17 protein-coding genes are annotated in these 21,451 nt (G+C 58.3%); 7 read left to right on the top strand and 10 right to left on the bottom strand.

Going from position 1 to position 21,451, the window contains the following annotated elements:
* Positions 1 to 21: 21 nt before the first annotated feature.
* Positions 22 to 657: an endonuclease gene (locus ABNH18_RS13095; protein ID WP_349383238.1), complete on the top strand. Its 636-nt coding sequence runs from the start codon at positions 22 to 24 to the stop codon at positions 655 to 657.
* 156 nt (positions 658 to 813) lie between these two features.
* Here the strand turns inward: ABNH18_RS13095 and ABNH18_RS13090 are convergent, their stop codons facing one another.
* A complete protein-coding gene (locus ABNH18_RS13090; protein WP_349383237.1) occupies positions 814 to 2,589 on the bottom strand; it encodes an acyl-CoA dehydrogenase C-terminal domain-containing protein in 1,776 nt (591 codons plus the stop codon).
* Positions 2,590 to 2,862: 273 nt separating this feature from the next.
* On the opposite strand from ABNH18_RS13090, the gene gdhA reads away from it, so the two are divergent.
* The gene (gene gdhA / locus ABNH18_RS13085; RefSeq protein WP_349383236.1) at positions 2,863 to 4,200 is read left to right on the top strand and encodes an NADP-specific glutamate dehydrogenase; all 1,338 of its coding nucleotides are present in this window, start codon (positions 2,863 to 2,865) and stop codon (positions 4,198 to 4,200) included.
* A gap of 36 nt (positions 4,201 to 4,236) precedes the next feature.
* Here gdhA and ABNH18_RS13080 read toward each other — a convergent pair whose 3' ends face one another.
* From ABNH18_RS13080 to ABNH18_RS13070, 3 genes are all read right to left on the bottom strand, one after another.
* A complete protein-coding gene (locus ABNH18_RS13080) occupies positions 4,237 to 4,638 on the bottom strand; it encodes a YbaN family protein (protein WP_349383235.1) in 402 nt (133 codons plus the stop codon).
* A 120-nt stretch (positions 4,639 to 4,758) separates the two neighbouring features.
* Complete coding sequence (locus ABNH18_RS13075) at positions 4,759 to 6,294, bottom strand: DUF945 family protein (protein WP_349383234.1); 1,536 nt, start codon at positions 6,292 to 6,294, stop codon at positions 4,759 to 4,761.
* A gap of 216 nt (positions 6,295 to 6,510) precedes the next feature.
* Positions 6,511 to 8,307: an acyl-CoA dehydrogenase C-terminal domain-containing protein gene (locus tag ABNH18_RS13070; RefSeq protein WP_349383233.1), complete on the bottom strand. Its 1,797-nt coding sequence runs from the start codon at positions 8,305 to 8,307 to the stop codon at positions 6,511 to 6,513.
* A gap of 309 nt (positions 8,308 to 8,616) precedes the next feature.
* On the opposite strand from ABNH18_RS13070, the gene ABNH18_RS13065 reads away from it, so the two are divergent.
* Positions 8,617 to 8,805 (top strand): Trm112 family protein, encoded by a 189-nt coding sequence (locus tag ABNH18_RS13065; protein WP_349383232.1) that lies wholly within the window; start codon positions 8,617 to 8,619, stop codon positions 8,803 to 8,805.
* Between the two features lie 57 nt (positions 8,806 to 8,862).
* On the top strand, positions 8,863 to 9,900 hold the full coding sequence (locus ABNH18_RS13060) for a phospholipase A (protein WP_349383231.1): 1,038 nt from the start codon (positions 8,863 to 8,865) through the stop codon (positions 9,898 to 9,900).
* 78 nt (positions 9,901 to 9,978) lie between these two features.
* On the opposite strand, the gene ABNH18_RS13055 is transcribed toward ABNH18_RS13060, so the two are convergent.
* The 6 genes from ABNH18_RS13055 to ABNH18_RS13030 form a co-directional block, all read right to left on the bottom strand.
* Positions 9,979 to 11,106: a DUF3570 domain-containing protein gene (locus tag ABNH18_RS13055; RefSeq protein WP_349383230.1), complete on the bottom strand. Its 1,128-nt coding sequence runs from the start codon at positions 11,104 to 11,106 to the stop codon at positions 9,979 to 9,981.
* Positions 11,097 to 11,324, bottom strand: a complete 228-nt coding sequence (locus ABNH18_RS13050; protein WP_290493150.1) for a DUF4266 domain-containing protein — start codon at positions 11,322 to 11,324, stop codon at positions 11,097 to 11,099. The genes ABNH18_RS13055 and ABNH18_RS13050 overlap by 10 nt, the downstream gene beginning before the upstream one ends.
* Complete coding sequence (locus tag ABNH18_RS13045; protein ID WP_349383229.1) at positions 11,324 to 11,815, bottom strand: TlpA family protein disulfide reductase; 492 nt, start codon at positions 11,813 to 11,815, stop codon at positions 11,324 to 11,326. The genes ABNH18_RS13050 and ABNH18_RS13045 overlap by 1 nt, the downstream gene beginning before the upstream one ends.
* A gap of 61 nt (positions 11,816 to 11,876) precedes the next feature.
* Positions 11,877 to 12,545: an outer membrane beta-barrel domain-containing protein gene (locus tag ABNH18_RS13040; RefSeq protein WP_349383228.1), complete on the bottom strand. Its 669-nt coding sequence runs from the start codon at positions 12,543 to 12,545 to the stop codon at positions 11,877 to 11,879.
* A complete protein-coding gene (locus ABNH18_RS13035) occupies positions 12,515 to 13,279 on the bottom strand; it encodes an outer membrane beta-barrel protein (protein WP_349383227.1) in 765 nt (254 codons plus the stop codon). Before ABNH18_RS13035 ends, ABNH18_RS13040 begins: the two co-directional genes overlap by 31 nt.
* Before the next feature lie 47 nt (positions 13,280 to 13,326).
* Positions 13,327 to 15,960 (bottom strand): HzsA-related protein, encoded by a 2,634-nt coding sequence (locus tag ABNH18_RS13030; RefSeq protein ID WP_349383226.1) that lies wholly within the window; start codon positions 15,958 to 15,960, stop codon positions 13,327 to 13,329.
* 213 nt (positions 15,961 to 16,173) lie between these two features.
* Here ABNH18_RS13030 and ABNH18_RS13025 point away from each other — a divergent pair, with 213 nt between their 5' ends.
* Genes ABNH18_RS13025 through ABNH18_RS13015 form a run of 3 tightly spaced genes read left to right on the top strand, consistent with a single transcriptional unit; the run spans position 16,174 to position 21,425 of the window.
* Entirely contained in the window at positions 16,174 to 17,349 is a 1,176-nt protein-coding gene (locus tag ABNH18_RS13025) for a hypothetical protein (protein WP_349383225.1), read from the top strand.
* Between the two features lie 3 nt (positions 17,350 to 17,352).
* A complete protein-coding gene (locus ABNH18_RS13020) occupies positions 17,353 to 19,827 on the top strand; it encodes a LamG domain-containing protein (RefSeq protein ID WP_349383224.1) in 2,475 nt (824 codons plus the stop codon).
* Between the two features lie 11 nt (positions 19,828 to 19,838).
* Positions 19,839 to 21,425 carry a hypothetical protein gene (locus ABNH18_RS13015; RefSeq protein WP_349383223.1) on the top strand — a complete coding sequence of 529 codons (1,587 nt, stop codon included), beginning with the start codon at positions 19,839 to 19,841 and terminating at the stop codon, positions 21,423 to 21,425.
* Positions 21,426 to 21,451: the final 26 nt, after the last annotated feature.

The following is a 21,451-nucleotide window of genomic DNA, read 5'->3' as shown; positions in this document are numbered from 1 at the left end:
AAATGTGACAGGATTCACAATATGCATAAAATTACACTGGCCTGTCTGGCAAGTTTTTTGCCGATAGCGGCCAGCTATGCCGACGGAATGGATTCACTGTTCCTCAAACAGGTGTACTCCGGCGGAGGTTCAACGCTTTATTGCCAGGAAGCCTTCCAGCCGGGTGATCGCATTTCGGTCGAGCAGATTTACGATGAACGCCGTCTGGCGCAACACTTTGGCTGCCGGAGTAGCCGCCTTTGTGAAAGCAATACGCAGTTCTCTGATATTCGCAAAGATCGCCACGCGCTCTTCCCTGTCACCCGCCGCGCGGAGCTGGACCGCCGCCGAACGCTGTTTGGTGATCTGCCCGACACCACAGACAAGGATGATAAATGCGGCTACAAGCAGTCTTTCCAGGTGTTTGAGCCCCCGGTGAATGCCAAAGGGGATGTGGCCAGAGCCATGCTATATCTCCACGAACGGTATGAGCTGCCCTTGCTTGGCACCTTGGACATGTACCAGCGCTGGAATCGGGGAGACCCGGTCACCGACGAGGAGCGCCGCCGCAATAACGTTATCGAACAGCTCCAGGGCAATCGCAATGCGTTCATCGACGAGCCGGACCGCGCGCAAAGCCTGCAAGGCAGCTCGCCGCTGAATATGCAGTTTCCCTAGAAGAGACGCAGCAAGCGACAACACGAAACAAGGCCGTACGGATCGTGTTTCTCTTTCCTCCGCGCTGAAAAATTTACAGACATAAAAAAACCGCACCCCGAGAGGTGCGGTTTTTTTTATTGCGTGCAGCGTAGTGCGTGCCGCATGCAGCGGCCTTTAGAATTGCGCCGCGTCCAGGCTCATCATGGTACCCGCACCGCTGTTCAGCTGGGCAACCAGTGACTGGGCTTTTGGCAGGACACGCTGAAAGTAGTACTGACCGGTGACGCGCTTGGCTTTCACGAAGTCATCATCGCGACCGTCGGTGGCCGCCAACATCTGGGCCCACAGCCATGCGTAGAGCACATAACCAAAGACATCCAGATATTCCACCGCACCGGCGCTGATCGCATCCGGGTTATCGCCGGCCTGTGCCAGTAGCGCATCGGTGGCGGTTTTCAGCAGCGCCAGCGCGGATTGCAGATCGTCTTTCACCACAGCCAGCTGGGCGTTATCAGCGTTGGCGTCAACCCAGGCCTGGGCATCGGCCAGGAAAGCGTCCACGGATTTGCCGCCATTACGGGCTACTTTACGGCCGGCCAGATCCAGTGCCTGAATGCCGTTGGTGCCTTCATAGATCTGGGAAATACGGCAATCACGAACGAACTGCTCCATGCCCCATTCCCGGATATAACCGTGGCCACCAAAGACCTGCTGACCAGTAATGGTGGTATCCAGACCACGGTCGGTGAAGAAAGCCTTGGCAATCGGGGTCAACAGCGCCACGCGATCTTCCGCTTTTTTCTTGGCGTCTGCGTCTTCGCTAAACTTGGAGGTATCCAGCTGCATGCCCACGTAGGCGGCCAGGGCGCGGCCCCCTTCGTTAATGGCACGCATGTTCATCAGCATGCGGCGGACATCACCATGCACGATGATCGGATCCGCCGGGCCATCCGGGTTCTTCGCACCGGTGGCGCTGCGGCCCTGAAGGCGTTCGCGGGCGTATTCCACCGCGCTCTGGTAGCTGGCTTCACCCAGGCCCAGGCCTTGCAGACCAATGGACAGACGCTCGTAGTTCATCATGGTGAACATGCACGCCAGACCCTGGTTCGGCTCACCGATAATCCAGCCTTTGGCATCGTCGAAGTTCATCACGCAGGTGGCGGACCCCTTGATACCCATCTTGTGTTCGATGGAACCACAGGTGGCGCCATTGGCGTCGCCCGGGTTGTTGTCCGCGTCGGGCAGGAACTTGGGCACCAGGAACAGGGAAATGCCTTTGGAACCGGCAGGCGCGTCCGGCAGCTTGGCCAGCACCAGGTGGATATGGTTACCGGTCAGGTCATGCTCGCCGCCGGTAATGAAAATTTTGGTGCCGGTGATGTTGAAGGAGCCATCATCGTTGGGCACGGCCTTAGTGCGCAGAATGCCCAGGTCGGTGCCAGAATGCGGCTCGGTGAGGCACATGGTGCCGCTCCACTCACCACTGTACAGCTTGGGCAGATACTGGCCCTTCAGCTCTTCAGAGGCGTGGGCGTCGACCGCCAGGCAGGCACCACTGGTCAGCGCCGGGTACAGGGCAAACGAAGAACAGGCGCTATGCATCATTTCTTCGAACAGCACCGCCAGGGATTTAGGCATGCCCTGGCCACCGAATTCCGGGTTACCGGAAAATGCGCTCCAGCCGTTTTCGGCGAACGTCTTGAATGCATCCTTGAAACCGTCCGGGGTGGTCACCGCCCCGTCATTCCAGGTGCAGCCCTGCTCATCGCTGTTACGATTCAGCGGGAAGAGCAGGCCTTCGGTCATTTTGCCCGCTTCTTCCAGAATGGCATCGGACAAGTCCTGAGTCACCTCTGCGGTGGCCGGCATGGAGGCCCAGAGCTGATCCGCTTTGAACACATCGTTGAGAACAAAACGCATGTCCTCGAGGGGGGCTTTATAGGTCGCCATTTGCACATCTCCCGAAAGTTGGCAGGGTGCGAATTTTAGGCAGCCCGGCGGCCGGGTTACAGGCTTATTTGTGACCCGGCGTTCATACCACGTATTTCGCCATTTTATGGCGCTTTCAGCCGCCCACCCACCCTGCAGGAGCGAAGCACGACACGGGCAGCCAATACCCCAGACCCCCCGAATAGAAACAGGACTCCCGTAACGAGTCAATTTGGTGCACTATGGTGCACCAAATTAATGCAACATCATTCTCCCAAAGCTCAGGACTCCCTTATGCCACCAGGGTTACAGGACTTTCTTCAGCACATAAAACAGCGAGACCCGGAACAAACCGCTTTCCATCAGGCAAGCGAAGAAGTCTTGCGCTCTCTCTGGCCTTTTCTGGAACAAAACCCGAAATATCGGTCCATGGGGCTGCTGGAAAGGCTTGTTGAGCCTGAACGGGTCATTCAATTCAGGGTGGCATGGCAGGATGATAATGGTCAGGTTCATGTCAACCGTGGCTACCGTGTGCAGATGAATAGCGCCATCGGCCCCTACAAAGGCGGGCTGCGTTTCCATCCTTCCGTTAACCTGGGCATTCTCAAATTCCTCGCCTTCGAACAGACCTTTAAAAACTCGCTAACATCCCTGCCCATGGGCTCCGGCAAGGGCGGCGCGGATTTTGACCCAAAAGGGAAGTCCGATGCCGAGATCATGCGGTTCTGCCAGGCGTTCATTGCCGAACTGTATCGCCACATTGGCCCGAACCTGGATATTCCTGCGGGTGATATCGGCGTTGGCGCCCGGGAAGTGGGCTACATGTTTGGCATGTATAAGAAGCTCACCAACGAATTTACCGGCACCTTTACCGGAAAAGGTTTCTCCTTCGGCGGCTCACGTATCCGGCCGGAAGCCACTGGTTATGGTTGCGTTTATTTCGTTGAAGAAATGATGAAAACCCGCCATAGCGGACTGGAAGGAAAAGCGACCGTGATTTCCGGCTCTGGCAATGTCGCCCAGTTTGCCGCCAGAAAGGTACTGGATCTGGGTGGCAAGGTGCTCACGCTTTCCGACTCCAGTGGCACGCTGTTTTTCCCACAGGGAATGACAGAAGAAGCTTTGCTTTATATTACCGAGCTGAAGAATGAAAGCCGGGCACGGCTCAGCGAAGCCACCCAGGAACTGGATGCGGAGTACCTGGAAGGTCAGCGCCCCTGGCACATTCCCTGCGATATCGCTCTGCCATGTGCTACTCAGAATGAGCTGGACGGCGAGAATGCCCGCACCCTGATCAGGAATAATTGCCAGGTTGTTGCCGAAGGCGCAAACATGCCTTGCACCCTTGAAGCCATGGATATCTTCCGCGACGCCGACACCCTGTTTGCACCGGGAAAAGCGGCCAATGCTGGCGGTGTTACGGTATCCGGGCTGGAAATGAGTCAGAACAGCTTGCGGTTAAACTGGACGTCCGGTGAAGTGGACGAGCGATTGCATTCAATTATGCAGCGTATCCACCACTCCTGCCTCGAGTACGGAAAAATCGACGGCACCACCGACTATGTCCGAGGTGCGAATATCGCCGGTTTTGTCAAAGTGGCTGATGCCATGCTGGCACAGGGCGTGGTGTAGAAACCGACCCCGGCACAACAAACAGGCCGACCAAGACTACCGGTCCGCCTGTTTGTTTTCCTGCTCGGTATTCGCGCCCCAAGGCTCCGGCCGTGCCCACAGCCAAACCACTGTCACCGCCAATATCAACGGAACCCCCAGCTTCACAGCCACATGAGCACCGGAAAAACTAATAATCATCACACTAAGCAGCATCATCACTGAGGCGGCAATTTTAGCCCGACGTGAGACCGCCCCGTGTTCGCGCCAGTCACGAATGCTGGAGCCATATCTGGGGTGCCCCAGCAGCCAGGCCTCCAGCCGCGGCCAGCCGTGTGTCCCCGCCCAAGCGGCCAGCAACAAAAACGGCACCGTGGGCAGGCCGGGAATCACCACGCCGATCATCCCCAAAGCCACGCAAAACACCGCCAGTAATCGCCAGGCCACAACTCTAATCATTGCTCACACTCCTGAAGCGTCACTACAGCATGCACCAGTACGCCTGAATTGAAAAAGGCAACAGGAGCCAAAGGCTTGATGTCTGACGTCAACAAAAAGCAACGACGTGACCGATGAGGGCTAGTGAGCCGCGAAACCCTTTTCTGCCGGCTGACCCTCTTTCTGAGGGGCAACCTGAACGCCCCCCTCACCATTTGGCAACGTAACGTCAACCATAGGCCCGGCGGCCGCTTCAAGGCGTTGCTTGAGCACCGCAACCGAGATCGTCTCTCCATTAAGCACCACATCATCACCGCTGGCATTCAACACAGAGCGCCAGCGACTCCCGTCCTGAACGACCACGCCTTGGGATGCCAAGCCGGGCAATTGCATGGCGAGAGGCGGCGGAATAATCGCTTCGTCCATCTCTACTTGCAGAGTGATATCCAGCATCTCGCTCATTTGCTGCTCGGTGAGCGCCTGCAACTCTTGCAGAGGCAAGTTACGCCCTTCAATCCCGAGATAGCGGGTACGGGCATCCAGGCTGAGCTGACGCTCATCGGCATTATCCACCAGCAACGTCATGGCCAACTGGCTCTCCCCCGGGTGCAGCAACTGCTCACCGATCACGGTCATCATCTCGTCGATCAGGGTCTTTATTCTGACAACCGTTTCCTGCGGATCAGCAGGCTCATTGTTCGCCATGGCCCCCAGCAGTAGGTTGGTTTGCAGCTGGTCCAGTTCATTGTTGAGCGCGTTGACCTTGATCAGCGCCTGCTTGTCGAGGCCGCCATATTCCACGCCCAGGTAGGCGCTATCCATGAGTAACGGCACCATCGCGCCGGCAACGCCCTCCAACCACAGGCCGCTTTTCCCTGCCAGAGTATCGCCCTTATTCTGGCTACTGCCCTGCAGGGTAAAATCGAATTCCAGCAACGACAGATCATGCTGCGCATACCGCAGCCCCTCTCCGTTAAGGTTCACGTCAGTTAACGGTAACGTGCCCCCCAACATAGCCACCACATCCACAGATCCAGTCAGCGATTCAATTGCCACTTGCCCTTGCGGTGCGTTGATATCCAGCCCTTTAAGGGTCACAAAACTATTGACCGGATAGCCTTGAATATCAGGGCGGTACACGTCCAACTGCAATTGGTCCAACGCAACCGTGCCCATGGGGGAATCCAGATTCACCGGGGAAAACGCCACCCGAATGCGGACGCTGCCATCAAAGCCATAGAATGTGTGCCCGACCACAGGCGCCTTACCCTGAAACAGCTGCTCGATCAGCCCCTTCCCTTCGGCCGGCAACGCTGACAGATCCAGCACTTCACGAGTGCTTGCCAGCCCGACTCGCAGCCCCTCATCGGTGAATGCCAGCGGGCCATGATGAATCGTGCTTAGCGAACACACCTGACCAGACAGCGCTGCGGCCTCCGGCATGGCAGCCAGCTCACCCTGAATTATCAGGCAGGTATGTGCGGTGGAGGAAAACAGCCCCCGCTCATAACGCACCACATCCAGCAGAACATCGTCCTCGCCCGGCAGAATTTCCATTTTCGCGACTTCATCGCGAACCACCTGCTCAACACGCAGGCCCACATAAAAGGTAGCCGCCAGCCATGCCACTACCGGCAATACAACTAGCACCACAAACAGCGCGAATCCTTTTTTCATGGGTATTTCCCCTTCGTCCTTGTTACCCCGTTTTTTGAAGTGCATCACTATAGCGGAAAAACACCGGGAGTAACGATCAGCCCGCCAACAACCACAGGCGCGTCATCTCTCGCCAGCCGGGCGTTGTTCCTCACCCGGCTGGCGTTATCTTGAACCCAAAAAAAAACCAAAAAAAAGCCCGCCATGAAAGGCGGGCTTTTTTATCTACAGGAAAAATCAGAATGCAAAGTGTTCTGCATCCAGATCCATCATGCAGTCCAGACCACCTTCGATGGCGCCTTTATGGCCAGCCACGCGTGGCAGGATACGCTTGAAGTAGAAGCGTGCAGTGCTGATCTTGGCCTTGTAGAAGTCCTCGTCACCGGCACCGGATTCCAGTGCAGCGTGAGCCACAGACGCCATACGCGCCCACAGATAAGCCAAGGTGACGTAACCGGAGTACATCAGGTAGTCCACGGAGGCGGCGCCCACGTATTCCGGGCTCTTCATGGCTTCCATACCAATGGCCTGGGTCACTTCGCCCCATTCCTTGTTGTAGGCAGCCAGCGGCTCCAGCAACTCTTTCAGGTCGGCATTGTCTGCATGGGCTTCACAGAACTGGTGCACAATTTTGGTGAAGTTACGCAGGGCCTGACCCTGAGTCATCATCACTTTGCGGCCCAGCAGATCCAGCGCCTGGATGCCAGTGGTGCCTTCGTACAGGGTAGAGATACGCGCATCACGCACGTTCTGTTCCATGCCCCACTCGCGAATAAAGCCGTGACCACCATAGATCTGCACACCGTGGTTGGCCGCTTCCAGACCGGCTTCTGTCACGAACGCTTTGGCGATCGGTGTCAGCAGCGCCATCAGGTCGTCAGCTTCCTTACGAGCCGCTTCGTCTTTCTCCAGCTTCACCTTGTCACCCAGCTGGGCACACAGGTAAACCAGCGCACGACCGCCTTCGGCAAACGCCTTGGACGTCAGCAGCATGCGACGCACGTCCGGATGAACGATGATCGGGTCCGCCGGGCCTTCCGGGTTTTTCGGGCCGGACAAGCTACGCATGGCCAGACGGTCCTTGGCGTAGGTCAGGCCGCCCTGGAAACCGATTTCAGCATGCGCAACACCCTGGATAGCGGTGCCGAGACGGGCGAAGTTCATAAAGGTGAACATACAGTTCAGGCCTTTGTTCTCCGGGCCGATCAGGTAGCCGGTGGCGCCGTCGAAGTTCATTACACAGGTGGCGGACGCCTTGATGCCCATCTTGTGTTCGATGGAACCACAGGTCACCGCATTACGCTCGCCCACACCGCCGTTACCGTCGGTCATGAACTTGGGCACGATGAACAGGGAGATACCCTTGGTGCCTTTCGGCGCACCCGGCAGGCGCGCCAGCACGATGTGAACGATGTTCTCAGCCATATCGTGCTCACCGGCGGAGATGAAGATCTTGGTGCCGGTGATGCTGTAAGAACCGTCGTCGTTAGGCTCGGCCTTGGACTTGAGGATACCCAGGTCGGAACCACAGCTCGGCTCGGTCAGGCACATGGTGCCGGTCCACTCACCGCTGGTCAGCTTGGGCAGGTAGCCGTTTTTCTGCTCGTCGGTACCGTGCTCTTCAATGGTCGCAACCGCACCGTGGGACAAGCCCGGGTACATGCTCCAGGACCAGTTGGCGGAACCGGTCATTTCGGAAATCGCGATGCTGGCAGAACCGGGCAGGCCTTGTCCGCCGAATTCCGGGTCGCCACCCATGGCCGGCCATCCACCTTCCACGTATTTAGCGTAGGCTTCTTTAAAGCCTTTCGGCGTAGTTACCACACCGTTATCGAAACCACAGCCTTCCTCATCACCGGAACGGTTCAGGGGAGCCAGCTCGTTTTCTGAGAATTTAGAGCCCTCTTCCAGGAAAGCATTCAGCAGTTCGCTGTTGATTTCTTCCAGACCCAGGCTGGCGTAGTGGCCATCCAGATCCAGTACTTCATTCAGGACAAAGCGCATATCGCGCAGGGGAGCCTTGTAATCCGGCATCTCAAATCTCCCTAAATAACCGGTGACAATGAGGCGGGCCGCGGCTCGCCAGTGTTGGGGGAGTCTCTGTAGTACTCCTTGGGACGCTAATCTTAGGTCAGGCCTCCGGCACGTCTCCACCCCTATTTGTGACCCGCAAGTCAAACAAGCGTTTGAAACTACCGTTTGCCAGCTAACTGCGCTGATTTAAAAGGCATTTACCCGGCAACCGTAAAAAAGCGTCGGTCTGCCTCCGGTGGCCTCTCAAGCCCCTCGGGTTTCGGTATACTCGCGGGATTACGGTTTAACCGCCTGTTAAGGAATAGCGAAATGATTGACCCGAATCTGTTGGACATCCTGGTCTGCCCGGTGAGCAAAGCGCCGCTGATCTACGACGAAAAAGCCGCCGAACTGAAGTGCAAGGCCAGCGGCCTGGCCTACCCGGTGCGCGATGGCATCCCTGTCATGCTGGAAGAGCAAGCTCGCTCCATGAGTGATGAAGAAGCACAATCGCTGTAATACTTGGCCCCATAAATCGCACCTCGCCACATAACAATTCGCCACAGGAAGGCCTGTATGCATAAACGGCTTTGTTTCGCCCTGGCTTTGGCCAGTTCGCCGCTGTCCGCGCAAGAAGCCGCCAGCAACGACACTCCAGTTCCGGATACCGCCCCCACCAGCATGACCGAAGAGCAAAAGCTCAATAACTGTCTGCTGCGCAGCGCCCAAACCGCCAACGGCAAAGTAACATTGCAGGAAATGCGGGGCTGGTGCACCAACGGCGAAGAACAGGAAAAAATCAGCGCCCATGAAGACGCGTTACGGGCCAGGCTGGCGCTGGAAAACACCACCCAGGGCAATCCGTTTGTCATCACGCCTCATCGGCGCAACTACCTCTTGCCCTACAGTTACTGGTCCAACCGGCAGTGGAACGATCCCACCAAGAACGACAGTGACCTGCAGCCCACCGAGGTCAAGTTTCAACTTTCACTAAAAGCGCCGATCAAGGAAAAGATCGTTGATGACATTACCTTGTGGATGGCCTTCACCGGCACCTTCTACTGGCAGGCTTACAACAGTGACCTGTCCGCTCCGTTCCGCGAAGCCAATTACGAGCCCGAGCTGTTCATTACCAAGCCCATCGACTGGCAGTTCGGCCCGCTGGATTCGGAGTTGCTCGCCGTGGGTGTGGCGCATGAATCCAACGGCCAGGATGTACCGGTATCGCGCAGCTGGAACCGGGTATTCCTGAACTATATTTTCAAGACCAACGATTATTACTGGTCCTTCAAACCCTGGTATCGCATACCTGAAGATGAAAAAGACGAGCCGCTAGATCCTCGTGGTGACGACAACCCGGATATTGAAAAGTACATGGGTAACTTTGAACTGGAAGTCGCACGCCCGTTCGGCAACCACGTGGTGGAACTGATGCTGCGCAATAATCTGCGCTCCGAAAACAAGGGCGCCGCCCGCATCAACTATTCCTTCCCGCTCAGCAAACGTTTCAAGGGCTTGGTGCAGGTATTTACCGGTTACGGAGATTCGCTAATTAACTACGACAATTATGAAAACCGCTACAGCTTCGGGATTTTGTTGACGGATTCGTTATAAGAGACGCTGCTTATAGAGACGCAGCACGCTGCACGCATCATGCAACACGGAGGTGCCAGCATGGTGCGTGGTGCGAACCTAATACCACAACGTAAACAGTAATCGCGTTACCGTGGCATCGAAGTTGTACAGCGGCTCTGTGCCCGGCGTGGTTTGCACGCGGATGTCGCGGAAGTTGTCATAGTCAAAGCTGAATTTATCCACCCACAGGTGTAGGCCGGCTTTATCGATGGTGCCCCAATTGGGTTTGCTGAACTGGAACCCCACACCCACACCAAGCACCGTGGACGAGAACTCACTCAGCTCCTTGTCGCGGGCCAGAAAGTTCTGGGAATTTTGGAACGGAAACAAGTCCGCATAGAAATCCGCATCGCCCTGTTGATAGCTCCGGTAACGAGTTTCCACGGTCCAGCGCTGGCCAATAGGCTGGATTAGCTGTAGCTGCCAGCTATTCGCATCGACCCCCCAGGAATCACTGTAAACCCGGTACTCGCCGTGCAAACCGGCGCGCCACGGCAGGTAATAGGACAACCGGATAGCAGTGGCTTCACTGGTGCGGGTATTTGGGTAGCGCTCTGGCTCAAAGCTATAGCTGTTCGGTGAGGTCAGGTAGCGCACCGACCGATAGGGGTTATTCAGGTAGCCCTCATCGGTGATCAATTCATGGCCAATACTGCCGATCAGGTTTTTGGTAAGAACCTGACTCAAACCAATGCGAAAGTGCTGTCGATCGGCTTCTTCAGCAAAGCTGTTGTCGCCGGTACGAAATACTTCATCCCATCCTTTTGAATACCCCAGACTCAGGGTGGTCAGGTCACCAAAAAAATCCTGGCTCATGTCAAAGTGCACCGAGTTGGCTTCAAAGTCACTTTCCTCACTGTTGCCGTAGCTCAGTGAATAAATGGCTTTGCCCGCCAGGTAATCGATGCCGACACTTTTCTCGGTACGCTCTTCTGAATACGGGCTGGCACTGGTCACCACATCAATGGAGGCCGCCGACACCTTATCCACATAGTAATTGGCACGCACCGACAATTTGTCAGCAAAAGACTTGCGCACTAACACCGACGGGCCTTTGATATCCATACCGCCGCCATCGTAAGCATGGCGCAACACGTCCAAGCGATCTTCCGGCAATACCGCCGCGAACGCACTGGCGGTCAGCAACCACAGTACCCCGACTCGCAGCCCCCACATCAATTGCATCCGCAGCCTCCGCCGGCACTACCTTCTGCTCCTCGCATGGCTTCACGGGCCTGATGTACGTGGTGCATGTAGTTATCCGATGCAGGGTTAGCCGCAGGATTCATCACGGGGTCGGCCAGCCGGGCACGCTCGTAAGGCTTAAGCCAGGGCTGCACGGATGAACAGCCACTGCTCAGAGCAGCAGCAATCAACAGGGAAATCAGCGCGGTCTGTCGCATTATTCGAGCACCAGTTCCTTCACCTCGGTCCGGTAGTGATCCATATAGCCGTCCTTGTAGCCACGGTGGTGATAGCGCACCTTGCCGTTGCGATCAATCAGGACCGTGGTCGGCATGGCATCCACTTGGTAGATCTCACTGGTGCTATTAGTCGGATCAAATAGCACCGGAAAGGCCACCGGAATTTTGTCTAGCAGCAGGTTCGCTTGATCACGATTTTCGTCCAGATTCACACCCAATATAGTGAAGCCGTAATCCCGGTATTCCTGATAGAGCTCATCCAACAAGGGCATTTCCGTCCGGCATGGGCCGCACCAAGACGCCCAGAAGTTCAGCAGCACTACCGTGCCGCGCAACTCGCTAAGCTTGACGTTCTCGCCACTGCTGGATTTCAGGGTAAAGTCCGGAGCCGGGCCGGTGACATCCGCGTTCGCCCCCAGGCTCCACACGCACAGCGCGCCACACAGCACCCCCGATAGCCATTTCTTCATTGTGCTTCCCCTCACTGTATTTGCCTGCTTTTTTTATTCCGCGTGCGTTCGTTCTGCGTGATCAGAAAAACACACCGATACCTGCGGTTAATTCCAGATTATGGGTGGTTTTGTCTTCACCCAGCACGTCTAGATTGAAGATGTGATCTTTCATGTCCACGCGCACCGCCATCCAGTCATTAATCAACAAGCGGTAGCCCACGCCAAGGCTCAAGGTGAACTGGTCGTCACCGGCAAAATCCGTCATGCCGGCACCGCCCAGTAAATACAAGGCATTGTTGTAGGCCCGATTTTCCGAAAGGAACGCCTCACCCGGGAGCAGGTTGTAACCCACACCCACCTGGTAATAGGAGTATTCTCGCTCATCATCAGTGAGCAGCTTCACACCCGCATTCAGTGTTTCAAAACTGGTTTCCCCGGCCTTGGAGCGGCCCAGACTACCTTCCAGGAACACATCCTCAGACAAGTGATAATCCAGTCGCAGGCCCAGCACCGGGTCACTGCCGAAATCCTCAATGGAGAGGATGCCGGTGTAGAGGCCAATTTCAAAATTTTCCGCGTCGATGTCCGCCTCTTTGATATGGCGGCGTTCGATGCGCGGATCGAGCACGGATTCCGCATCCGCATCCCGGACGGTGGTCTTGTTATCGTCACCTTGTTCTGCCGCCAGGCTTTGTAGCGGCAGCAACAGGGACGCCGTTAAAACAGTACAGAGAAACCGAGTTTCCATTCTTCTAAATTCCGGTTGTCGTCTTCCTGGGTGAACAGCACGTAGCTTCGGTATTCGCCGCGAAGAACAAACCCTCGCGATAGGTAGGCCTTCAGGCCCGCCCCTGCGAAAGCAAAATCCTCATCACGGTTTTCCGGTGTCACCACCGTGGCCCGGGGCTCAATTTTGGCGCGCCCGGTGCCCAGCATGACATAGGGAGAGACCCGCCAGCGCGGGAACATCTCGTGCTGCAAGTTAATGTCGATCAGTTTGTTATTGGCGAAAGGGCCACTGGCCTGGGTAAACATGGCTTCGGCGGACAGGTTTTCCGTCATCCGGTAACCTAGCGCAAACGCCAGTGAGGTCACTTCATCCAGCTCGCCCATCAGCACCGATGCCTGCCAGTGACCGGACTGGAATGCTTCCTGGCCCAGATTTTTCATCTCGGGGGTTTGTTCGCTGCCATCCAGGGTCGCCAGCAGGGCCTCACGGGGCACCCAGCCTACCCGACCACGCACGGTGTTGACTTTGATCCAGCCGGCACGGCGATATTCCAGGGTCAGCGGGGCATCGCGCTCCACAACATGAAACACCGGATAGCCGCGGCCCGGACCAGTGTGGATCTCCACAAAGGGCTCCGACACCTTTACGCGCACCGGCGCGGTATCTGCTTTGGCGTCTTCTGGTCTGGTCTCTGGCTCAGCCCAGGCCGGCAGTACCGCAATCAGTGATAAAAAAACTACAACAAGGCGCACCGGGTGCGTCTCCTTTCCAATACATTTCAAAGTGCGGGAAAGCCCGCTCAGTTTTCCGGCACCCGGAAGGGGTCGTTATACAGCTGCGCCCCCAGGTCGATCCATTCGGCAATCAGGCGCTGCTCCGTCGCACTCAGCCAGCCTTCATGAACGCCACCAGTGGCGAACCGATCAAAAAAGGCGCCGGAGTTGCGTGCCTGCCCGGCCCGGAGGGTCGCAGACACAGCCACCGTCTCCGTGACGGGAATCGGATTACTATTGTTATCCAGAATCAACTCCCCGTCTTCATCGGTTTGGTAAACGACATTGCCTTCACCATCGGTGAGGATGACCAGGTTGTCCACCAAAGCGCCGTCTTCCAGCACCAGTTCATTGTCGTTGAACAACAATTCCCGGTAACTGGTGGGCTGCTCTTGCTGGGCAGGTGACGCCTCACCAGTGAGCTCAAGCTGGGCAGGTGGCACTTGCAGGGCATTCATGGCATCGCGACGGTTATGGCACGACGAACAGGTGCGATCGTCCATCACCCCCCCCACATCCACCACCCGTGGCAGATCCCAGATCGGCTGAATATGGTCTTCATAATGAATCACGGTCCGGCATTCCGGCTGCCACTGGGTCTGGCAGGCCGACGTGGCGGGGGCAGCGGTTTCCAGATCGTCATAGCTTAGCCGCAGCTCATCCGCCGGGTCCGGCGCCGGATCACTCCAGGCGTCAAAGGCCTGCATATTGGTGTCCGGCCATTCACTGTCTGGCAGGAAACGGGCCAGAGCCTGGGCCATGGTTTCCCCGGCATCGGCAAACGGCACCACATCCGCCCGGCTATTGGGGAACGGCTGCCCCGTAAAGGGCGCGCCAGCATGGATCGACGGCGCCATGCCATCGGTGCGGCCATGGGGCTGGGGGTTATTGGTCAGATGACAACCCTGGCATTGCAGCGTTTCTCCGGGACGCAGGTTCAACCAGGCGCCATGACGGCTGAACACGGCTTTGCCCTCTGCATCCACCAGTTGCAGTCCCAGCGGCGCATCCGCCGGCACCCTGGCACGCACGGAGCCATCCGGCTCCACTGGCACATAGCCGACAATCTCGCGCATGCCAAAATTGGCCGTCCGGCCAAACTGGGCGCCACTGATATCACGCACGTCTTCGTTGGGGATCAGCACACCTTTGGTAATACGCAGGAAGCGCACCCGCCGCTCGTCCGGCGTTACCTGGGCCGGGTCACTGAAATCGGCAATCGAATTGATTCCCGGCAGGCCCGGGTTCATGAAACTGGAGAAACCACCATCCAGATCGTAAACGCTGCGGATGTCGATACGCGCCATATTGGCATCGGCCAGATCCTCGTCCCGATCCGAGGCCGGCACCACCGCCGACAAGTTACCGGGGGTGGCCACCGCCAGTTCGGTGATCCACAACCCCTGCTGGGGCTGCACCACCGGCAACTGCGTCCCTTCTGATGGATTCAGAATCCACAGCCCGAACGCCGGCTCGGCTTCCGGCAGGCCTTGCTGCAGGTACTCGTCGGTACAAGGGCGCAACACCGCGCCGTCCAGCAGGCGACATGGCGACCAGGCCATCAGGTAACGCCCGGTGCCATCATTCAGGCTGACCAGGTCCGCCGTACGTCCGGTCACCGAAATGTCGCCGGTCAGCGTGGCATCCGGGCCAGGCAGAGACTGCTCCGCCTGCCCTGCCACCCGGCCGAACAAGGGGCCGTCCCGGTTAACGAAGTTATCGATATCAATCGCCACCGGTTCCATTTGCCCGGCGGCGGTTTCACGCAACCGAATAGCCGTGAGCAAACGACCATCGCCCATGAAGGATAACGGCAGGAACTCACGACGGGTGTTACCGGTAAGCTCATGGCTCTCAGCCCCATACAGAGGTGTCAGCGCGGTTCCGTCCGGGTTCACCCGGTACAGGTCAAAACGGTCTTCATTGTCCTTGTTGTCCCAGCGCAGAAAGACCACCCGGCCATCCGCCTTCACCAGCGGCGCCACATCGTGGCTCATATTGAAGGTAATCTGCTGAATATCGGAACCATCCGGCTGCATCACGTGCAGCGCAAAGGCACTCACGTCACGCCCTTCTTCCAGAGGGTAAAACTGAGGCTTGCCTTCATCCAGCAGGCGCGCCCGGGCCTGACGCTGGCGAGTAGAAGAGAAGACAATGCGCCCATCGGGCAGATAGGCGGGGTAACGGTCCTGGCCCTCTTCAGCCAGCAGGTCGCTGCTGATCAGGCGGTGGATCGCCCCGCTCTGGAAATCGTATTCCCAAACATTCCAGGTAGGTTGTTCGTCGTCATCCGCATCAGGAATCTCCGGGGCGCGGGCAGCAAAAAGCAGTCGCGTCCCATCCGGGCTGACACTGAGATCACGGACATCGTGGCCAACACCCAGCCGCGCCGTGGTCACATCCCGGGCCTCGGCTCGGGACGATGCGCTGTCGCGCACCATCAAGCGGGCACCGGCCTGGAACACCGCCGGGTCTTCCAGGGTCTCCTGTGCCATCTCGTCCATGTCAGACTGGGGCGGAGTACGCTGCACGTAGGCCACCGGGATCGCGGTCACGGTCGGGTCCTGCGTCTGCTCGCTTCCATCCAGGCCTCCACAGCCAACCAGCGTTGCCAGCAACCCCAGTAGGCCAAGCCCCCCAATACGCTTTATTATTTTCACCCGTTCATCCGTATTTCGTAGGTTTACATCAGTATCACGAATATCTTCTTAAATTTCTGGGCGTCACATCACAGAGAGTGACGCAGAATGTCATACAGAATACTCACGGGATACGGGAAATCTGTTAAACGGTAATATCATTATCACTACTGGCTTGCCGGCGAACGCATAATGCGGGCGCGGTGCTCATAGAGAACAACAAGGACCAAGCCCATGAAAGGCTACCGGGGGATCATACTGATCGCGCTTGTCATGGCGGTGCCTGCCACCGCAACGGCAAACAGCCGGGATCAGGCTCAGCGCATTCACAATCGACTTGCCGGCGTACCGGCCGATGCCGCAACGCTGACCGAAATGGCAAACCTGATCGATAATAACCAGGCAGCCGACGCCGCCGAGTTGGCCATGGACAATCCGGCCTTCTACAACGTCACCATCAAGCAGTTCGCCACCCCCTGGACCAACGAAGCCCAGGATGTGTTCGCCCCGCTCAACGACTACACCGCCACCATCATCGGCGTGGTCCGTGACGACGTGGACTTCCGTCGTATCCTCTACAGCGACCTGCTCTATGTGGGCAACACCAACCCGGCGGCGTCCCCCTCCAGCAACGCCCATTACCAGGCGCTGGAAGATCAGCACGCCGACCTGAGCACGGTGCTTACCGAAAGCAGCCAGGCCAGCCAGTACGGCACGCCTGCCGAAGCCGTGGCGGGTGTACTTACCTCCCGCGCCGCCGCCAACGCCTTTTTCTATGCCGGTACCAACCGGGCCATGCTGCGTTTCACGATGATGAACCACATGTGCCGGGACCTGGAACAGGTCAAGGACACCACCCGCCCCTCCGACCGCATCCGCCAGGACGTGAGCCGCAGCCCCGGTGGCGATAGCCGCATCTTCCGCAACAGCTGTATCGGCTGCCACAGCGGCATGGACCCATTGGCCCAGGCCTTTGCCTACTACGACTGGGAAGGCGAACAGGAAGGTAATGGCGGCCGTATGGTTTACAACAGCGGCAACGACGCCGAGACCGGTACCCGGGTGCAGGGAAAATACCTGATCAACGGCAACAACTTCCCCTGGGGCTACATCACCCCCGACAACAGCTGGGACAACTACTGGCGCAAGGGGCCTAATGCCAACCTGGGCTGGGACCCGAGTCTTTCCGGCAGCGGCGAAGGCGCCGCCAGCATGGGTAAGGAACTGGCCCACAGTGAAGTGTTCGCCACCTGCCAGACCGAAAAAGTGTTCCAGGCCGTGTGCCTGCGCAAGCCCGCCGACGGTGCCGACACCGCCGAGCTGGCCAGCATGACCAGCCACTTCAAAAACGATAACTACCGCATGAAAACTCTGTTTTCCGATGCGGCCATCTATTGCATGGGGGAGTAACGCATGTCTTACCTTCAGCTTACTCACCCTCGCACAGCGGCCCTGCTGCTCAGCCTGATTGTTACTCTTCTCAGTGGCTGTGGCGGCAGTGGCAGTGGCGCGGATACGCAACCGAACGTGGACACCGGCGGCAGCAATAGCGGCGTAAACTACAAAGGGCCCGCACCACGCAACGCCGACATCTCCGCGTTCAAAATTTATATCTGGAACAACCTGGTCAGTGAACAACGCTGCGGCGCCTGCCACCGTAACCAGCAGCCAGCCTTTGTGCAGACCGGCAACATCAACGACGCCTACGCCGCCGCCAACCCGCTGATCAACCTGAACCAGCCAGCCGCGTCCCGCATGGTGCAGAAAGTGGCCGGCGGTCATAACTGCTGGGAAGCGGACCCACAGGTCTGTGCCGACCAGATCAGCACCTGGATTAGCGCCTGGGCCGGGGAAACTCTCGGCCTGGGTGGCGGCACTACCGAACTGGACAAGCCACCGCTTTACGACCCCGGCGACAGTAAAAACTTCCCGGAGGACAGCGGGCTGTTCGAAACCACCGTTTACCCGCTACTGGAACCGCACTGCAGCGAGTGCCACCAAAGCGATGCTGCCACCCCGCAGGCGCCTTATCTGGCCTCCGACGATGTGGGCGAGGCTTACAGTGCCGCGCAAAGCAAGATTGACCTGAATCAGCCGGCACTCAGCCGCCTGGTGGAGCGTCTGCGCGAAGATAACCACAACTGCTGGAGCGACAGCTGCAGCAGCGATGCGGACGCCATGGAAGACGCCATTCGCGCCATGGCCAATAACATTACCGCTACCGCCCCGGATGGCGACCTGGTGCTGAGCAAGGCACTGACCGTGGACGACGGCACTCTGGCCGCCGGTGGCGGACGCTACGAAAGCAACGTGGTCGCCCGCTATGAATTCAAAACCGGCGAAGGCCTTACCGCCTACGACTCCTCCGGCGTGGACCCGACGATCCACCTGCAATTCAGTGGCGACGTCGCCTGGGAAGGCGGCTGGGGTATCCGTCTTAACGGCGGCAAGGCCCAGGGCAGCACCCAGACCAGCAAAAAACTCACCGACCTGATTGCCGCCACCGGCGAGCTGACCCTGGAAACCTGGTTGGTTCCCGCCAGCACCGGCCAGGACGATGCTCATATCATCAGCTACTCTGCCGGCACCATGGCCCGCAACCTGACACTGGCGCAGAGCGGCAGCAATTACCTGGCCTACCAGCGCATCGGTGAAGCCACCGACAGTAACGGCGAGCCGGTACTGGCCACCGCTGACGATCCGCTGCAAGCCAGCCTGCAACATGTGGCGATGACCTTCGACCCGGTGAACGGTCGCCAGATCTACATCAATGGCGAATTGAATGCTGCCACCGATCCAGTTACCCCGGGCCTGCTCAACACCTGGGACGACACCTTCGCCCTGGTACTCGGCAACGAAGCCTCCAGTGATCGCCCCTGGGAAGGGGTGATCCGTTTTGCCGCCATCCATAATCGCGCGCTCACTGGCGAACAGATCCGCACCAACTTTGCCGCCGGGGTGGGCGAACGCTACTTCTTGCCCTTCTACATCGGCCATCTGATTGACCAGCCCGGTGCCTACCTGGTGTTCGAAGTTTCCCGCTTTGATAATTACAGCTATCTGTTCGCCGCCCCCTACTTCATCAACCTGGAGCAGGACATCGTGGACACGGAAGTGGCCCTGCAGGGCCTGCGCCTGGGCGTTAACGGCCGCGTCCCGGACGTGGCCCAGTCCTTTGCCATGGTGGACACCCTGGTTGGCGGCGAGGGCTATAGCGAACAGGGCGAAACCCTGTCTCGTCTGGGCACCCTGCTGCCGGTAGAACAAGGCCAGGAAAACGATGAGTTTTTCCTCACCTTTGAGCGTCTGGGAGGCCACACCAATGTGCATACCGAGCCGCAGCCCCTACCGCTGACACCGAACCAGTACGGAGAGCAACCGATGCCCGGGCTGCGTAACTTTGCCGAAATCAACGCCACCATGAGCCAGCTCACCGGCGTACCTGAAGGCTACGGCGAGGTGCCGGACACCTACCAACGCCTGCGCGCCCAATTGCCCAGCGAGGAAAATATCGAAGCCTTCCTGACTGCACATCAAGTGGGGGTAGCCCAGCTGGCCATCGAATACTGCAACGCACTGGTGGAAGCAGAGCGCAACAATGACACCAGCATCGAACCGCTATTCGTGGGGATGAACTATAACGCCGGCGCCGACACGCTCAGCCAGCAGAACTGGAAAGACTGGGTCATCTCACCGCTGTTTGAGCGCATGGTCGGGAACGGCCAGGACAGCCAGCCAGACCGCAACGGCGTCGAAAGCGAACTGGAAGACCTGCTGTTTAATACCAACCTGACCCAATGCAGCAGCGGCTGTGTGGAACGCACTGCCACCGCCACTAAGGCGGCCTGTGCCGCCATGCTGGGCAGCGCCACCATGCTGTTTCAATAAGGGGCTCGACCATGAAAAGAATGATGAAAAAACCACAGGCCTTGCACCCCGACGCCCCACTGCTGAATCTGGGCCACGGCAAACCCATCAGCCGTCGCGATATGCTCGGGCGCGGGCTGGTATCCGGCGCGGCCTTCGGCAGCGTGGGCCTGTTCGGCTTGTTCAGTAACCCCCGCGAGGCCATGGCGGCCCTGCAGGGCGACCTGGAAACCATCAAATCCGATTGCGGCATCCTCGGTGCCGGTGCCGGCAAGATTCCGTTTATTTGTTTCGACCTGGCCGGCGGCGCCAATATCGCCGGCTCCAATGTGCTGGTGGGCGGCCAGGGAGGCCAGCTGGATTTTCTCAGCAGTGCCGGCTACTCCAAACTGGGCCTGCCAGGCGACATAGCGCCCAACAACAACCCCGGCGTGGTCAACACCGACCTGGGGCTGGCGTTCCACAGTGACTCACCCTTTCTGCGCGGCATCCAGGAAAGAGCCCCCGGCGCCATGGGCAACGTGAATGGCTGCGTCATTCCTGCGCGCTCCGAAAACGATACTGCCAATAACCCTCACAACCCCATGTACGGCATCTTCAATGCCGGCGCTGACGGCGAACTGCTGTCCCTGATCGGCTCACGCAGCTCGCTCTCAGGCGGTAACTCCATGTCCCCGGACGGCTCCATCATTGCCTCCGCGCGCCCCACCAAGGTGGACCGCGGCACCGACGTAACCGGCCTGGTGGACACCGGCAAGCTGGTGGGCCTGCTCTCCAAGGACGATGCCGTGTCAGTGATGGAATCCATTGCCCGCATCAGCCACAAGCGCATCGACCGTATCGACAGTGGCCTCACCGAGGCCAATCGGCGTGCCAACCTTCGCGATCTGCTGCGTTGCGGTTATGTAGAGGCCGCGGATATTACCGACCGCTATGGCGACCCCTCCGCCCTGAACATTAGCCAGGACACAGACATCCTCAGCATTTTCTCCGAAGCGGAATTGAATGATCGGGAATTTCAGAAAACGGCGTCCATCATGAAACTGGTGGTTAACGGTTACGCCGGCGCAGGCTGTGTATCCATGGGCGGTTTCGACTACCACACCGGTGAGCGAGGCACAGGCGAACAACGCGACCTGCGCGCCGGGCGCTGCATGGGCGCCTGCCTGGAATACGCCCGTCGCCGCAACATGCCATTGATGATATATGTGTTCAGCGACGGCTCCGTGTCCAGCAACGGGCGCATCGATGATTCCACCAATGGCCGCGGCAAAGGCGAATGGACCGGCGACAATTCCTCTACCGCCGCCTCGTTCTTCCTGGTCTACAACCCCAACGGCCGCCCGACCCTGAACACCAACGGTGGCAGCGCCGAAAACCATCAGCAACTGGGCTGGATGCGCAGCGACGCCTCGGTGGAAACCGCCGGGACCCCGGCCGCCAATAACGTGAACCTGCTGGCAGAAACCGTGTGGCTGAACTACATGGCCCTGCACGGTGAGCTGGGCAACTTCAGCGCCCGTTTCCCCAACCACAGCCTGGGCAACGCCGCCTCGCTGGATAAACTGGCCGCCTTCAACCCCATCGTCAGCGGCCCCATCTTTCCTTCCTCCTCCTGACCAAACCTGCCGGGGCAGCACAGAAC

Origin of the sequence: Alcanivorax sp., assembly GCF_040118815.1 — a bacterium.
Lineage (GTDB): Bacteria > Pseudomonadota > Gammaproteobacteria > Pseudomonadales > Alcanivoracaceae > Alcanivorax.
This window is presented reverse-complemented; position numbering and strand designations above follow the sequence as displayed.

Coding starts and splice junctions, on each gene's coding strand:
- ABNH18_RS13095 (WP_349383238.1), top strand. CDS start 22: ATGCATAAAATTACACTGGCCTGTCTGGCAAGTTTTTTGCCGATAGCG.
- ABNH18_RS13090 (WP_349383237.1), bottom strand. CDS start 2,589: ATGGCGACCTATAAAGCCCCCCTCGAGGACATGCGTTTTGTTCTCAAC.
- gdhA (WP_349383236.1), top strand. CDS start 2,863: ATGCCACCAGGGTTACAGGACTTTCTTCAGCACATAAAACAGCGAGAC.
- ABNH18_RS13080 (WP_349383235.1), bottom strand. CDS start 4,638: ATGATTAGAGTTGTGGCCTGGCGATTACTGGCGGTGTTTTGCGTGGCT.
- ABNH18_RS13075 (WP_349383234.1), bottom strand. CDS start 6,294: ATGAAAAAAGGATTCGCGCTGTTTGTGGTGCTAGTTGTATTGCCGGTA.
- ABNH18_RS13070 (WP_349383233.1), bottom strand. CDS start 8,307: ATGCCGGATTACAAGGCTCCCCTGCGCGATATGCGCTTTGTCCTGAAT.
- ABNH18_RS13065 (WP_349383232.1), top strand. CDS start 8,617: ATGATTGACCCGAATCTGTTGGACATCCTGGTCTGCCCGGTGAGCAAA.
- ABNH18_RS13060 (WP_349383231.1), top strand. CDS start 8,863: ATGCATAAACGGCTTTGTTTCGCCCTGGCTTTGGCCAGTTCGCCGCTG.
- ABNH18_RS13055 (WP_349383230.1), bottom strand. CDS start 11,106: ATGCAATTGATGTGGGGGCTGCGAGTCGGGGTACTGTGGTTGCTGACC.
- ABNH18_RS13050 (WP_290493150.1), bottom strand. CDS start 11,324: ATGCGACAGACCGCGCTGATTTCCCTGTTGATTGCTGCTGCTCTGAGC.
- ABNH18_RS13045 (WP_349383229.1), bottom strand. CDS start 11,815: ATGAAGAAATGGCTATCGGGGGTGCTGTGTGGCGCGCTGTGCGTGTGG.
- ABNH18_RS13040 (WP_349383228.1), bottom strand. CDS start 12,545: ATGGAAACTCGGTTTCTCTGTACTGTTTTAACGGCGTCCCTGTTGCTG.
- ABNH18_RS13025 (WP_349383225.1), top strand. CDS start 16,174: ATGAAAGGCTACCGGGGGATCATACTGATCGCGCTTGTCATGGCGGTG.
- ABNH18_RS13020 (WP_349383224.1), top strand. CDS start 17,353: ATGTCTTACCTTCAGCTTACTCACCCTCGCACAGCGGCCCTGCTGCTC.
- ABNH18_RS13015 (WP_349383223.1), top strand. CDS start 19,839: ATGAAAAGAATGATGAAAAAACCACAGGCCTTGCACCCCGACGCCCCA.